The organism is Actinomyces sp. zg296, from assembly GCF_009829695.1.
GTDB classification, from domain to species: domain Bacteria; phylum Actinomycetota; class Actinomycetes; order Actinomycetales; family Actinomycetaceae; genus Actinomyces; species Actinomyces marmotae.
In genome coordinates this window covers 236847-251381 of the sequence record NZ_VWPG01000004.1, presented here as the reverse complement: position 1 = coordinate 251381, position 14535 = coordinate 236847, and the positions used below count along the sequence as shown (strand labels likewise).

Here is a 14535-nt window from a genome sequence, read left to right as displayed (position 1 = left end):
AGGCTGGCGCCATGACGAACGACCCGCGGTCCGCGCTCAACCGACTCATCGCCGCCTTCGAGGCCCACCTCGACGCCGCCGCGACGGGTGATGAGAACTCGCCGGCAGTGGTCGCCGCTGAGAACGCCCTCCAGGACGCCTTCATCACCTACGACGACGTCCTGTTCACCGCCTACGGCATCGAGCTCCCCTTCGACACCTACGACGATGACGACGACATCATCGACATCGATGACGACGATGATGAGGATGACGACGTCGACTATGACGATGATGAGGACGATGACGTCGACTACGACGATGAGGACTGATCTGCCAGGCCCCGTCGGGGCGGCCTGATCGGTCAGAACCTCTCGGGGTAGCCGATCCTCGGGGCGCTGACCTCGCCGAGGGCGTGGCGGATCTGCGCGGGCAGATCGAGGTCCTGCGCTGAGAGCGCTCCTTGGAGTTGCGCCGGGGTGCGGGCTCCCACGATCGTGGAGGCGATGCCCTCGGCATCGCGGGCCCAGGCGAGCGCCACCTCGACGGGCTTGCGGTCCAGGCCCGCGGCGGCCGTGGCCACCGACTCCACGATGCCCCGGTGCTCGCTGCCCAGGTACGCCGAGGCGTAGGAGCGCAGGTGCGGGGAGGCGGCCCGCGAGTCCGCGGGGATCGTGGCCCGGTACTTGCCGCTGAGGACCCCCCGACCCAGTGGCGCGTAGCCGATGACGCCGAAGCCCATGGCCGCGGCGGCGGGGATGACCTCCCGCTCGATGCCCCGGTTGAGCAGGGAGTGCTCCACCTCGACGGCGGCCATCCCGGGTGCGTCAGGGCCCTCGGCGAGCAGGCTGGCGACGCGCGCGCTCGCCCACGCGGGATGGTTGGAGACCCCCACGTAGCGGGCCCGACCGGAGGCGACGGCGCGACGCAGGGCGTCGGCCGTCTCCTCCAGGGGGGTGGCGGGGTCGGGGACCTGGACGAGCCACAGGTCGAGATGGTCCGTGCCCAGGGTCTCCAGGGTCGCGTCGAGGCTGTCCAGGAGCGTGCCGCGCGAGGCATCGGCGGTGGCCGGGCCATCGCCCGTGCGCCAGGTGCGGACCCCCGCCTTGGACACGATGATGAGGTCCTGGCGGTTGACGTAGTCGCGCAGGAGGGTGCCGATGGTGCGCTCGGCCAGGCCCTCGGTGTAGGTGGCGGCGGTGTCCAGGAGGGTGCCGCCGGCGTCGAGGAAGATCCCGAGCTGGTCCTTGGCCTCGACCTCGTCGGTGTCCCGGCCCCAGGTCATCGTGCCGAGGCCGACGGCGGACACGCGCAGGCCGGTGCGGCCCAGTCTCCTGTACTCCATGCTGCCAAAGGTACCCGCCCCGACCCCGAATCCTCGTGCCGCGCGCACCGGGGCGGGGTGGCGGCCCCGCTACTTGCGAACCGTCATGGTCCAGGAGGCGGGGCCGACGGTCTCGAACTCGGTGACGGTGTAGCCGTTCTTCGCGGCCCAGGCGGGCAGGGTTTCTGTTCCCTGGGTGCAGTCGAAGGCGATGACGAGCTCGTCGCCGGCGTCGAGGTCCTCCATGGCCTCCTCCGCCTCCATGACGGGGAAGGGGCAGACCTGGCCGTTGGTCTCGAGGATCGTGCGCATGATGGCGTCCTTTCAGCGTGAAGGTATCGGTGTGAAGGGGGATGGGGGCGCGCCGTCGCCCCCGCGGGTTAGGCGTGGGCGGGCGCGGCCTCGCGGGCGGGGGAGGGCTCAGCGGCGCCAGCCGCCTTGGCGCGGGCGGCGCGGGCGGCGCGCCGCTTCTGGCGGGGGCGGATGAGCAGCGCCCAGGCGGCGGCTCCGACCCCGAGGACCTGGAAGACCAGCGCGATCCAGCCCTGCCAGGACAGCAGGGAGGTCTGCACGAGGGCGTTGCCGATGGAGCAGCCGCCGGCCCAGGCGGCGCCCACGCCCATGAGGAGGCCGCCCAGGATGGAGCGGATGATGATGGTGGCGTCGGGGACGCGCACGCGGAACTCGCCGGAGGCCTTCGCGGCGATGAAGGAGCCCAGGAGGATGCCCAGCACGAGCAGGACGCCCCAGTCGAAGCGGCCGGTGTCCCCGGTGACGATGACGCCGATGAGGTTGGCCGACGGCGTCGTGATGCCCAGGCCGTCCTCGCGGCCGGCCGCCCAGGACAGGGGCCAGGCGGCGGCCGCGACGATCCCGACGATCGCCCCGGTGGCCAGGGGGTTCCAGCGCTTCTCCAGGAGCAGGTGGGCCAGGCCGGTGCGGCGGGCGGGCAGGGTGGGCTGGGGGCCGCGCGCAGCGGTGAGGCGCAGCTGCCTGCGGGCCAGGAGGGCGACTCCGACGGCGAGGGCCGCCACTCCCACCCACTGGGGCAGGTGCAGCGCGGCCGGGATGGTGGTGAGCTCGGTGGTCCACAGGCCCTTCACCCAGCGGGTGGGGCCGGCGAGGATGCCGGTCTTGGCCGCGGCGGCGGATAGCGCGTAGGCGATGAGGGCGAACCAGGATCCGACGAGGCCCTCGCCGGCGCGGTAGTAGGTGCCGGTGGCGCAGCCTCCCGCCAGCACGATGCCGACTCCGAAGAGGAGGGAGCCGACGGCGGTGGCGACCACGGAGAGCTGGGGCGCCTCCGGGGCGATGGTGCCGGTGAGGGTGAGTGCGAGGACGCCGACGGCCTGGACGGCGATGGCGATGAGGAAGGCGGTGAGCCAGAAGGAGGATCGTGAGACCCAGAGGTCCCGGAACGCGCCGGTGATGCAGAAGCGGCCGCGTTGGAGGATGAAGCCGAGGGTGGCTCCGGTGATCAGTCCGGTGATGATCATGGGGGTCCTTCCTGGGGTGGGGCGCGGGTGCGGCGCCCGGTTGTTGGGAGGGCCCGGGTGACGGGGCGTGCGGCGCCGTGGCGCGGAGGCGCTGGGAGCGGCGGTGGTGACGCGTCGCGCGTTCGGCGGCCGCGAGGGGGCGCGGTGCCGTCACCCGGGGTGTCGGGTGAGTGGTGCGCCTGGTCCGGGGAGGCCGGCGCGGTTATCGCGCCGTGGCCGGTGAGGGGGCTCGCTGGGTGCTGGTCGCGGAGCGCTGCCCTCAGATCGCCTGGACCAGGCAGCGCATACACATGGCAACCCCGCCGAGGGCGGTGCGGTTGCGGCGTGCGTGGTCCGTGCTCATGCGATCGTCCGTTCAGTCGTGGCGCCGCGAGGTGCGGCGACGTGGCCGGACGTTATCGGGGCGAGTCCCGCTGTGGCAAGCGGTGTCCGCATGGCGACTCGCGCCGAGCGGGCCGGGCGCGTCAGCGGGCGCCTGCCGAGGCGACGCTGGCGCGGGCGGTGAGAAGGCGGGCGACGCCGTCGTCCGGCAGTGGGGGAGTCTCCCCGCCGAAGAGGGGGCAGCGGGACTGGAAGGCGCACCAGCCGCACAGGGGGCCGCGCTTGGGGGTGAAGGCGCCGGCGTGGGCGCAGTCCTCGATGTCGTCCCAGATGCGGGCCAGGCGCGTCTCGGTGGCCTCGAGCTCGGGCAGGCGCGGGTCATGGGTGAGGGTGCGGCCGTCCTTAAGGTAGAGGAGTTGGAGGCGGGCGGGGGCCCGCCCGCGCAGGCGCCACAGGACGAGCCCGTAGAAGCGCATCTGGAACAGCGCCTCCTCCTGGAATCTGGGGGAGGGGGACTTGCCGGTCTTGTAATCGACGACGCGCATGGCGCCGTCGGGGGCGATGTCGAGGCGGTCGACGAATCCGCGGATGAGCAGGCCGTCGGCGACCTCGGTCTCCACGAAGAGCTCGCGCTCGGCGGGGGCGAGGCGCTGAGGGTTCTCCATGCGGAAGTAGGAGGTGATGAGGTCTCGCGCCTGGCCGAGCCAGGCCTCGATCTGCGCGGGCTCCTCGAAGAGCCCCATGACCTCAGGGCTCTTGGCGCGGTGAGCCTCCCACTGCTCGGGCAGCATGGCGAGGGCGGCCTCCGGGGCGCGCTCGCGCGCGGGCAGGTCGTAGAGGCGCTCAAGGATCGCGTGGACGAGCGTGCCCTTGTGGGTGGCGAGGGAGCCGGGCTCGGCCAGGCCGTCCACGGCGCGCAGGCGGAACAGCAGGGGGCACTGGAGGAAGTCCTTGGCGCGCGATGGGGAGAGCGCCGCCCGGCGCGGCCCCCTGCGCGCGGAGCGGCCGGCGCCTGGGCCCGTGGCCCGCGGCCGGGTGGTAGCCGGGGCGGCGGGCCGCCCGGGGGATGAGGGCACTGCGGGTGCCGCATCTGCTGTCATGGTGGCACCGTACCCCGGGGCTCCGACATGAATCCGGGTGACGGGAGGGGGAGGGCGCGCGTGGGAAGACGGTGAGGGCCTCTGGGCAGCGGTGCGGAGGGCGCCCCTGGCCCGTATGTCCGTAAGAGTCCGTGGCCTGGTGAGAACTAGGATGCGGCCATGGATGCGTTATCTCTGGGTGGCGTGGCCTCCAGTGTTGTCTCGGTGCTCCTGCGCACCGTGGAGCTGTGCCTCAACCCCACGTTGGCCGGCGCGGCCGCGCTGAGCAATGATGGTCGGCAGGCCGCTGACCGGCTCGGCGATGCCGCTCATGACGAGGGCGCAGAGGGGCGGATCGCCAAAAGGATTGAGAAGCGCCTGGAAGAAGAGGCGGAACGGCTTCCGTGGGAGAGGCGTGCTGAGCTCGATGGCGTGGCGGTCGCCGTGGAGGCGGTCCTCACGAAGGCGCTGGAATCGGATGAGGCGCTGCTGGAGGCGGTGCGGCGCCCGGAAGGGCTCGCCGAGTTCCTGAAGAGGCAGGGGCGGGCTCAGAGGGCTGATCTTCCTGCCGCTGCTGAGCCCGCATTCGATTCCCTCATCGGGATCGTGGCCCGGGAGCTCGCGACGATCGCGCCGTTGTCGCCGTCATTCGATAAGGCGCGCGCTCGGTATGTCATGGATGTGCTCGATAAGATCAACGCGACGGCGTCGCGCACCGAGCATAAGGTTGAGGCTGTGCTGCTGAGTCAGCAGGAGATGTCCGGGAAGATCGATCGGCTTGGAAGCGGGAGGGGCCGGCCGAATCCTTTCAGTGATGGGCCCACGCGTTTCGGGGCTATTCCTGATCCGGCCCCGGGTTATATTGTGCGCGATGAGGATCATCGTCTGCGTGAGGCGCTCGCTCATGGTGAGGGGGAGGCTCGCTTGGTGCTGCGCGGCATGAAAGGGGTTGGTAAGTCCCAGATCGCGGCGCAGTACGCGTGCGAATGCCGGGAGGCGGGTTGGAGTCTCGTGGCCTGGGTCAACGCGGCTCCCGCCGGCGCCCCAGACAGAGGGCTGCCCAGCGGCGTGGAGACGGGGCTCGCCGAACTGGCGAACCAACTCGGACTCGTTGATCCATCGGATCCGCCCAGGAAGAGCGCTCGGTTCATGGTGGACTGCCTCAACTCGGGCGGGGCGGCGGATCGGCTCATCGTGTTCGACAACCTGGAGCGTGCCGATGACCTTCGGGAGTTGAAGCTGACGGGTCCCGGAATGCGGGTCATCGTGACGACGAACCTCCGAGGCGGGGGATTAGGTGAGACGATCCCTGTGGAGGTCTTCGGCCGGCGCCAGTCCCTGGCCTTTTTGCGGGAGCGGATCCCCGGGATCGCTGATGCCCATGCCGACGGGCTCGCCGAGCTCCTTGGTGATCTTCCTCTGGCGTTGTCCCAAGCGGCGTCAACGATGAGGGATCAGAGGTTCGCTCCGCTGGAGTACATGGAGCTTCTTGAAGAGGCGCCACTTGAGGAGGCGATGGATCGCTCGGATGACGAGGACTACCCGCACGCCGTGTGGCAGGCTTTGCGCCTGAGTCATCAGACCGCCCTGAAGGCGCTGGGTGAGCGGGATGAGGAGCAGGCCCGTCTGGCGCGTCTTCAGCTGGGGATGCTGTCGATCATGCCGGAGGGCGGTGTTCCTCGTGACTGGCTCTACCGTGCTGATGCTGGTCATTCTCTGGCGGCGAGGAAGTCATTGGCCTTCCTCAGCAAGCGCGGCATTGTCTCGGAGACGGAGAATGATGGCGCCCGCGCGGGTATCGTTTCCCTGCACCGCCTCCAGTCGAGACTGGTTCGAGAGGATGCGCGCCGTGATGGTGAATCAGAGGTGATCGCTGAAGCGGTCATCTCCGCCCTCTCGGAGGCGCTTAACGAGTCCGATCCCAATAATCCTCATGAAGTGGAGCGTGATTCGATTATCGTGGTGATTGAGAGTCTCTTATTTTTGGGGACCCTTGGGCTGGACCGCGTTGGAGTCAATGCTGAGGGGCTGTCCAGTGTTCTCCTCTCGGTTCAACGGCGCGCGAATGAGGCAGGGCTTGATTCCTTCGCGGTGTCGTTGGCGGACATCGTTGATGGTCTCGCATCGGCGCTGGGCCCTGACCGCCCGGACACCCTGGCCTCGCGCAATAACCTCGCGGGCGCCTATCGGTCCGCTGGACGGCTGGGTGAGGCTATCGACATCTATGAGCAGACCCTGGAGGATCGTCTCAGGGTGCTGGGGGCTGACCACCCGGACACCCTGGCTTCGCGCAATAACCTCGCGGGCGCCTATCAGTCCGCTGGACGGCTGGGTGAGGCTATCGACATCTATGAGCAGACCCTGAAGGAGAGTTTCAGGGTGCTGGGGGCTGACCACCCGGGCACCCTGGCCTCGCGCAACAACCTCGCCTACGCCTATCAGTCCGCTGGGCGGTTGGAGGACGCCATCGACATCTATGAGCAGACCCTGAAGGAGAACCTCAGGGTGCTGGGGGCTGATCACCCGGACACCCTGGTCTCGCGCAATAACCTCGCGGGCGCCTATCGGTCCGCTGGACGGCTGGGTGAGGCTATCGACATCTATGAGCAGACCCTGAAGGATCGTCTCAGGGTGCTGGGGGCTGACCACCCGGACACCCTGACCTTGCGCAATAACCTCGCGGGCGCCTATCAGTCCGCTGGGCGGTTGGAGGACGCCATCACGATATTCAAGCAGACCCTGGAGGATCGTCTCAGGGTGCTGGGGGCTGATCACCCGGACACCCTGGTCTCGCGCAATAACCTCGCGGGCGCCTATCGGTCCGCTGGACGGCTGGGTGAGGCTATCGACATCTATGAGCAGACCCTGAAGGAGAGTTTCAGGGTGCTGGGGGCTGACCACCCGGGCACCCTGGTCTCGCGCAATAACCTCGCCTACGCCTATCAGTCCGCTGGGCGGTTGGAGGACGCCATCGCGATATTCGAGCAGACCCTGGAGGAGAGCCTCAGGGTGCTGGGCCCTGACTACCCGCTCACCAAGCAAATCGCCGAGAATCTCGCGATGGTGCGTCGCCTCCGCGATGAGCGCCACCCTCCGACCCCGGGCGCCGCTACCTGACCGGCCGCCCCGGTAGGCTCGGGCGCATGCCACTCGCAGCCACGCGCAACGGGGAGATGACCCTGGGACGAGTCGGCGGCGCGCCCGTCGTCGTGTCCCCCACCTCGCTGCTCCTCGGACTCGTCATCGCCGCCTCCTGGTACCCCCTGGTCAGCGGCGCCCTCGGGGATCTCGGCGCCGTCGTCGTCCTGGGAACCGTGGCTGCCACCGTCATCGGCGCCGCCATCTCGATCCTCCTCCACGAGCTCGCCCACGGCCTGGTCGGCGCCGCCCTGGGCCGCCCGCCCATCCGCTACGAGCTCCTCCTGTGGGGCGGGCGCACCAGCTTCGGCCCGCCCCAGCGCGCCTGGTCTCCCTGGCGCGACGCGGCCTGCTCCCTCGCCGGCCCCGCCGCCAACGCCCTCCTATGGATCGCCTGCCGCAGCGCCCTCGACTCCGGCGCCCTCACCACCCCCGCCATCCACGTCGCCCTGTGGGCCATCGCCTGGCTCAACCTCGCCCTCGCCATCTTCAACGCCCTGCCCGGCCTGCCCCTCGACGGGGGCCAGGCCCTCGCCTCCCTCATCGCCCAGGCCACCGGCAACCGCGCCGCCGGGCTCAAGGCGGCCGCCTGGGGAGGGCACGCCGTCGTTGCCGGGATCGCCTGGCTCTACCTCCTCCAGCCCCTCCTCATCGACCACCGCCGCCCCAGCGCCACCAGCCTCATCCTCGCCGCCATGGTCGGCTGGACCATCGGCTCCACCAGTTGGCGCGTGCTCGGCCTCGGAGGCGCCCAGCGCGCCGCCGCCCGCCTCGACCTGCGCTCCCTCGCCCGCCCCATCGCCACGCTCCCCGCCGCCGCCCCGCTCGCCCGGGTCGGCGCCGCGCTCGACGACGGCGCCGCCCTCGCCCTCATCACCGACGGCCCCACCATCCTCGGCACCATCGACACCGCCGGCCTGGCCGATCTGGGGGCCATGGGGGAGGGCGCCACCGCCGAGCAGGCCTGCACCGTCCTGCCCGCCGCGGCCATCACCACCTCCCTGACCGGCCAGGAGGCCGCCGACGCCCTCAAGGCGGCGCGCGCCGTCTCCCGCTGGCTTATCGTCATCGACGGCGGACGCATGATCGGCGCCGTCCCCACCGGCGCCCGTTGACCGGAAGAGCCCTGACCACAGCCGACTAATCCCATGAACCGACCCCTCAGCCCCGAGGCCCCCATCACTGCCGGCCTCATCATCGCCCTCGCCATCCAGAACGCCGTGCCGCCCTTCGCCACGGACATGTACTCGCCCGCCTTCCCGCACGTCGCCGCCGACCTCCACGCCTCAGCCACCGCCGTCGGGCTGACCCTGACCGCCTTCTTCGCCGGCATGGGCACGGGTCAGCTCGTGGGCGGCACGGCCTCCGACCGCTACGGCCGGCGCCGCCCCATCATCACCGGCGGGCTCATCTGCGCCCTCGGCGGCATCGTCTGCGCCCTCGCGCCCGGCATCGGCACCCTCCTGGTCGGGCGGATCCTCCAGGGCCTCGGCGGGGGAATCGCCTCCGTCGTCGGGCGCGCCGTCCTCGTCGACATCGCCCACGGCGACCGCCTCGCCCGCATCATGTCCATCCTCATGGCCGTGGGCGGCCTGGCCCCCATGCTCGCGCCCGTGACGGGCAGCGCCGTCCTGTCCGTGGCGACCTGGCGGATGATCTTCTGGTGCCTGGCCGGATTCGGGCTGCTCATGGTGACCATGGCCGCGATCGTCATCCCCGAGACCCTTCCGGCGTCTGACCGCCGCAGCGGGGGGCCGCGCCGATTCGCCGCCGGATTCGCCGAGCTCGTGCGCCACGAGCGGTTCATGGGCTACATGCTCACCTCCGCGTTCTCCGGCTTCGCCATGTTCGCCTACATCTCGGCCTCCTCCTTCGTGCTGCAGGAGATCAAGGGGCTCACCGCCATGCAGTACTCCGTCTTCTTCGGCTGCACCGCCGGGGCCAACATGCTCATGGCGCTAACGAACTCCCGGCTCGTGGGGCGCTACCGGCCCCGGCGGCTCATCGCCGTCGGGCTCGGGATCTCCGGGGCCGGGATCGCGCTGGTGACCCTGGCCGTGCTGGTCTGGGGCACGGCGCTCGTGCCCCTATGCGCGGGCTTCGTGCTTACCATGGCGGCGCAGGGCCTCATCTTCGGTAACGCCGGCGCGCTCGCCCTCGGCGAAGTGCGGCACGTGGCAGGGGCGGCCAGCGCCCTCATGGGCGTGGTGCAGGCGATCGCCATGGGGGTCTCCGCGCCGCTGGCCAGCTCCGGGGGCGGCGCCAGCGCCGTGCCCATGGTCGCCGTCATGCTCACCGGGATCATCGGCGCCTGGGCCGCCTACCTCCTCGTGGGCCGCGCGCCCTCGCAGCGCCGCCTGCCCGGGATGACAGGGCGCGCGGGGCGAAATGGCGAGGTTTGAGGATTGCTCGGCTGAATCGCGGTGATTGATCATTCAAGGAGCGCGCGATTCCGCGGATCCGGCCGCCGCTGGGAGGGGTTGGGGGAGAAGCAATCCTCAAACCGCGCCAACCTCGCTGGCAGGGGGGCGGCGCATAGACTGGGGCCGATGAGCGAGCAGGACACTCAGAACCCGCAGGCCACCCCGAGGCTCCCCCCGCGCCACGTCACCCAGGAGGTCCTGGGCCAGGCCGGGCGCCGCGGCCCCTTCCGCTACGGCGAGCGCATCCAGGTCACCGACGTCAAGGGCTCCAAGAGCACCTTCCACCTCCACCCCCAGGGCCACTTCCAGTCCGGGCGCGGCTCCTTCCACCACCGCGAGGTCGTCGGCAGGCAGGAGGGGACCGTCCTGACCACCGACTCCGGCCACGAGCTCCTCCTACTGCGCCCGCTACTCGCCGACTACGTCCTGTCGATGCCCCGCGGCGCCCAAGTGGTCTACGCCAAGGACTCCGGCCAGATCATCGCCCTGGGTGACATCTTCCCCGGCGCCCGCGTTCTTGAGGCCGGTGTCGGCTCCGGGGCGCTGACGATGAACCTCCTGTCCGCCATCGGGGAGGCCGGGAGCCTCATGTCCATCGAGCGGCGCGAGGATTTCGCCGCCATCGCCGCCTCCAACGTCGATTCCTGGTTCGGGGGCCATCACCCCGCCTGGGAGTTGCGCACCGGAGACTTCAACGACGTGGTCGCCGCCCGCGTCGAGGACGCCTCCATTGACCGCGTCGTCCTGGACATGCTCGCCCCCTGGGAGAACATCGAGGCCTCCGCCCGCGTCCTGGCCCCCGGCGGCCTCTTCCTCGCCTACGTCGCCACCACCACCCAGATGTCGCGCACCGTCGAGGCCCTGCGCCACAGCCGGCTCTTCACGGAGCCCGAGGCCTGGGAGTCCATGGTGCGCACCTGGAACGTCGACGGCCTGTCCGTGCGCCCCGACCACCGCATGGTCGCCCACACCGGATTCCTCCTCGCCGCCCGGCGCCTAGCCCCCGGCAGCGCCCCGCTGACGCGCAAGCGCCCACCCGCCCGCGGCGCCTATGACGACGCTGGCCACTGGATCCCCGAGGACGTGCGCGAGCGCACGAGCACCGACCGGAAGGTCCGCCGCGTCCTGCGCGACTGCCGCGCCAAGCAGCCCGAGGACGCCACCCCGGTCCTCCCCGGCGTCCCCACCGCCGGGGGCGACGACGCCCCGCAGGAGCCCCTCGATGACTGACACCGCCGACCTGGGCATGCCCGCCCCCTCTTTCACCAGCCACCAACTGCGCGAGGCCCGCGCCGAGGCCATCTCCCTGGCCGAGAAGAACGAGCGCCTCACCAGGGCCCTCACCTCCGCCCGGGAGCGGATCGCCGAGCTCGGCGCCCAACTCGACGCCGTCACCCACCCACCCGTCACCCTCGCCCTCCTCACCGGCTTCCACACCCGTTTGGACCGCCCGGACAGCGCTGACCGCGCCGAGGCCCCTGCCGGCCCCGCCCCCGAGGCCCTCGTCCTCCTCGGCGGGCGCACCATGAGCCTCGGCCTGCGCCCGGGCCTCGACCCCGAGGCCCTGCGCGTCGGCCAGCTCGTCGCCGTCAACGACGCCATGCTCGTCGTCGACGCCCTGCCCGAGCCCGACACCGGCGAGGCCGTCGTCCTCGACGAGGTTCTCGATGACACCCGCGCCCTCGTCACCACCGGTTCTGGCGCGTCCCGTGTCCTGCGGCTCGGCGGCGCCCTGGACGCCAGCGCCCTCGCCCCGGGCGTCACGCTGGCCGCCGACCTGCGCGCGGACGTGGCCACCGCGGTCATCGAGCGCACGGGCGTTGAGCAGCTCGTCGTCGCCGAGACGCCGGACGTCACCTGGGAGGACATCGGCGGCCTCGGCCCCCAGATCCAGGCGATCCGAGACGCGATCGAACTGCCCTTCACCCATCCCGGCCTCTACCGCGCCTATGGGCTGCGCGCCCCCAAGGGCCTCCTCCTCTACGGACCGCCGGGATGCGGTAAGACCCTCATCGCCAAGGCCGTCGCCACCTCCCTCGGCGGCGACGGGGCCGGCCCCGAGCGCGCCACGGGCCGCGCCGCCGCCTTCCTCAACATCAAGGGCCCCGAGCTGCTCAGCAAGTTCGTCGGGGAGACGGAGCGGCAGATCCGCGCCATCTTCGAGCAGGCCCGCAAGGCCGCCGCCGAGGATCGGCCCGTCGTCATCTTCTTCGATGAGATGGAGGCCCTCTTCCGCACCCGCGGCACCGGGGTCTCCAGTGACGTCGAGACCATGATCGTCCCGCAGGTCCTGGCCGAGATCGACGGCGTGGAGTCCCTGCGCAACGTCGTCATCATCGGCGCCTCCAACCGCGAGGACATGATCGACCCCGCGATCCTGCGCCCCGGCCGCCTCGACGTGAAGATCCGCGTCGCCCGACCCGATGCCGCCCAGGCCCTCGACATCCTCGCCCGCCACCTCACCGCCGATCTCCCCCTCGACCCGGCCGAACTCGCCGCCCATGGCGGCGACCGCGAGGCCACCGCCGTGGCCATGCGCGCCGCCGCCGTCGACGCCCTCTACGCCCGCGCGCCAGGCACCGCGGTCCTCGAGGTCGCCTACGCCTCCGGCGCCACCCGGACCCTCCACCTCGGCGACCTCGTCAGCGGGGCGATGCTCGCCCAGATCGTCGCCCGCGCCAAGACCGCCGCCATCAAGGACGAGCTCTCCGGTGGGGCGGGAGGCCTGTCCACCGCCCGTCTCCTGGCGGCCGTGGCCGAGGAGGCCCGGCAGAACGAGGAGATCACCGGCGCCACCAGCCCTGAGGGATGGGCCAGGCTCATCGGCGCCCAGTCCGAGCCGATCCGCGGCGCGCGGCGCCTGGGCGCCGCCGGTGCCGCCGGTGCCGCACCGACCTCTAGCGCCGCCATCAGCGCCGCACTGCCCCATGAGACGCGGGAAAGCGCATGACCACCTCAACCATCTCAGCCACCTCAACCATGTCAGTTACGCCCATGCCCGCTACCGCCCAGGCCTCCGCCACCGCCGAGTTCGGTCCCACGACGAGGCCGGTCGGCCTTGAGACGGAGTTCGGCGTCACCGAGCCCGGCAACCCCCGCGCCAACCCCGTCGTGCTCTCCAGCCTCATCGTCGACGCCTACGCCGCCCGCTCCCGCCCGGGCCTGCCCGGTGCCGCCCCGGTGACCTGGGACTACGAGGGGGAGGACCCCCTGGCGGACCTACGCGGCGGGCGCATCGACCGCGCCGCCGCCCACCCCAGCCAACTCACCGACGACCCCACCGCCCCCGCCCCCTCCGGCGACGCGCCCGCCGACGGCGCGCCCGCCGACGGCGCCCCCGCGGGCCTCGACTGGGGGCCCCGCCCCAGGCCGAGCGCCGAGGAGGCCGCGCTTCCCCGGGCCACCACGGCCGTGCTCGCCAACGGCGCGCGCCTGTATGTCGACCACGCCCACCCCGAGTACTCGGCCCCGGAGGCCCTCACCCCGATGGACGCCCTGGCCTGGGACCGCGCGGGAGAGGTCATCGCCCGGCGCGCCATGGAGGCCCAGGCCCGCTCCGGCGGCCCCGAGATCGTCCTGTACAAGAACAACACTGACGGCAAGGGCGCCGCCTACGGCAGCCACGAGAACTACCTCGTGCGCCGCGACCTGCCCCTTGACGCCCTCGCCACGGCCCTGACGCCCTTCCTCATGACCCGGCCAGTCGTCGTCGGCGCCGGGCGCGTGGGCCTGGGGGAGCGCAGCGAGCGCCCCGGCTTCCAGCTCAGCCAGCGCGCCGACTTCATCGGCTGCCCCATCGGCCTTCAGACCACCTTCAACCGGCCCATCGTCAACACCCGCGACGAGCCCCACGCCGACGCGTCCCGGTGGCGCCGCTTCCACGTCATCAATGGCGACGCCAACCGCTTCGACGTCCCCGGCTACCTCAAGATCGCCACCACCGACCTGCTCCTGTGGTTCCTGGAGCGCTCCCACGAGCGCGGCGAGGAAATCGGAGCCCTGGCGCCCCTGCGGATCCTCGGAGACCCCGTCGAGCAGCAGTGGGCCCTCTCCCACGACACGGCCCTCGCCCACGCGCTCACCACCGAGGGCGGGCCCATGAGCGCCGTCGCCATCCAGCGCTCGCTCCTGGAGGCCATCGCCGCCGCGCTGGACGCCGACTACGGGGGCACCGGCGCGCGGCGCCTCGGCGAGGAGACCGCCCGCGCCCTGGCCCTGTGGGAGGAGGCGCTGGACCTGCTCGACGCGATCGCCGCCGCGCCGGGCGACCCCCAGGCGGTGGCGGCCGCCGCGCCCACGATCGAGTGGGCCGCCAAGATGCAGCTCTGCGAGGGCCTGCGCGCGCGCTCGGGCTCCGACTGGAGCGATCCGCGCCTGGCCGCTCTCGACATCACCTGGGGCGACCTGCGCGCGGGGTCCATCGTCGATCGCCTCGACGCCGCGGGCCGCGTCCGCCGCCTCCTCGACCCCTCGCGGATCGAGGCCGCCGCCGACACCCCGCCGGCGGGCACCCGCGCCGCCGTGCGGGGCCGCGCGATCGCCACGATCCCCGAGGTCGTCTCCGCCTCCTGGACCAGCCTCGTCATCGACGCCCCCCAGCGTCCCCAACTCATCCGAGTCGCCCTGCCGGGCGCCGTCGCCGTCACCGACGCCGAGACTGAGGGACTTCTCACGGCGATTGGGCGCGCGGCCCAAGGTGGGGGAGACTGGGCCCAGTGACCGCCCCTTATTCCCGACCCACCCGCCCCACCCGTCGGGCCGACGCGAAGGAACGA

The 14535-nt window shown here is 71.8% G+C and carries 11 protein-coding genes; 7 read left to right on the top strand and 4 right to left on the bottom strand.

The window, feature by feature from the left end; all coding sequences use genetic code 11:
• The first annotated feature begins 11 nt into the window (after positions 1-11).
• The gene (locus tag GVV76_RS04970) at positions 12-311 is read left to right on the top strand and encodes a DNA primase (RefSeq protein ID WP_159523064.1); all 300 of its coding nucleotides are present in this window, start codon (positions 12-14) and stop codon (positions 309-311) included.
• 32 nt (positions 312-343) lie between these two features.
• On the opposite strand, the gene GVV76_RS04965 is transcribed toward GVV76_RS04970, so the two are convergent.
• From GVV76_RS04965 to GVV76_RS04950, 4 genes are all read right to left on the bottom strand, one after another.
• Positions 344-1324: an aldo/keto reductase gene (locus GVV76_RS04965; RefSeq protein WP_159625410.1), complete on the bottom strand. Its 981-nt coding sequence runs from the start codon at positions 1322-1324 to the stop codon at positions 344-346.
• Positions 1325-1393: 69 nt separating this feature from the next.
• Entirely contained in the window at positions 1394-1615 is a 222-nt protein-coding gene (locus tag GVV76_RS04960) for a sulfurtransferase TusA family protein (RefSeq protein WP_159523060.1), read from the bottom strand.
• A 68-nt stretch (positions 1616-1683) separates the two neighbouring features.
• Positions 1684-2799, bottom strand: coding sequence for a YeeE/YedE family protein (locus GVV76_RS04955; RefSeq protein ID WP_159625408.1), 1116 nt, complete (start codon positions 2797-2799; stop codon positions 1684-1686).
• 464 nt (positions 2800-3263) lie between these two features.
• Positions 3264-4220, bottom strand: a complete 957-nt coding sequence (locus GVV76_RS04950; protein ID WP_159625406.1) for a RecB family exonuclease — start codon at positions 4218-4220, stop codon at positions 3264-3266.
• A gap of 159 nt (positions 4221-4379) precedes the next feature.
• Between GVV76_RS04950 and fxsT the strand changes: the two genes are divergently transcribed.
• The 6 genes from fxsT to GVV76_RS04920 all read left to right on the top strand — a co-directional run bounded on the left by fxsT (position 4380) and on the right by GVV76_RS04920 (position 14479).
• Positions 4380-7316, top strand: coding sequence for an FxSxx-COOH system tetratricopeptide repeat protein (gene fxsT, locus GVV76_RS04945; protein ID WP_159625404.1), 2937 nt, complete (start codon positions 4380-4382; stop codon positions 7314-7316).
• A 26-nt stretch (positions 7317-7342) separates the two neighbouring features.
• The gene (locus GVV76_RS04940; protein WP_201292199.1) at positions 7343-8452 is read left to right on the top strand and encodes a site-2 protease family protein; all 1110 of its coding nucleotides are present in this window, start codon (positions 7343-7345) and stop codon (positions 8450-8452) included.
• A 33-nt stretch (positions 8453-8485) separates the two neighbouring features.
• On the top strand, positions 8486-9739 hold the full coding sequence (locus GVV76_RS04935; RefSeq protein ID WP_159523054.1) for a multidrug effflux MFS transporter: 1254 nt from the start codon (positions 8486-8488) through the stop codon (positions 9737-9739).
• Positions 9740-9886: 147 nt separating this feature from the next.
• Positions 9887-10990: a tRNA (adenine-N1)-methyltransferase gene (locus GVV76_RS04930; RefSeq protein ID WP_159625402.1), complete on the top strand. Its 1104-nt coding sequence runs from the start codon at positions 9887-9889 to the stop codon at positions 10988-10990.
• Positions 10983-12710, top strand: a complete 1728-nt coding sequence (arc, locus tag GVV76_RS04925; RefSeq protein ID WP_159625400.1) for a proteasome ATPase — start codon at positions 10983-10985, stop codon at positions 12708-12710. Before GVV76_RS04930 ends, arc begins: the two co-directional genes overlap by 8 nt.
• 44 nt (positions 12711-12754) lie before the next feature.
• On the top strand, positions 12755-14479 hold the full coding sequence (locus GVV76_RS04920) for a proteasome accessory factor PafA2 family protein (RefSeq protein WP_159625579.1): 1725 nt from the start codon (positions 12755-12757) through the stop codon (positions 14477-14479).
• Positions 14480-14535: the final 56 nt, after the last annotated feature.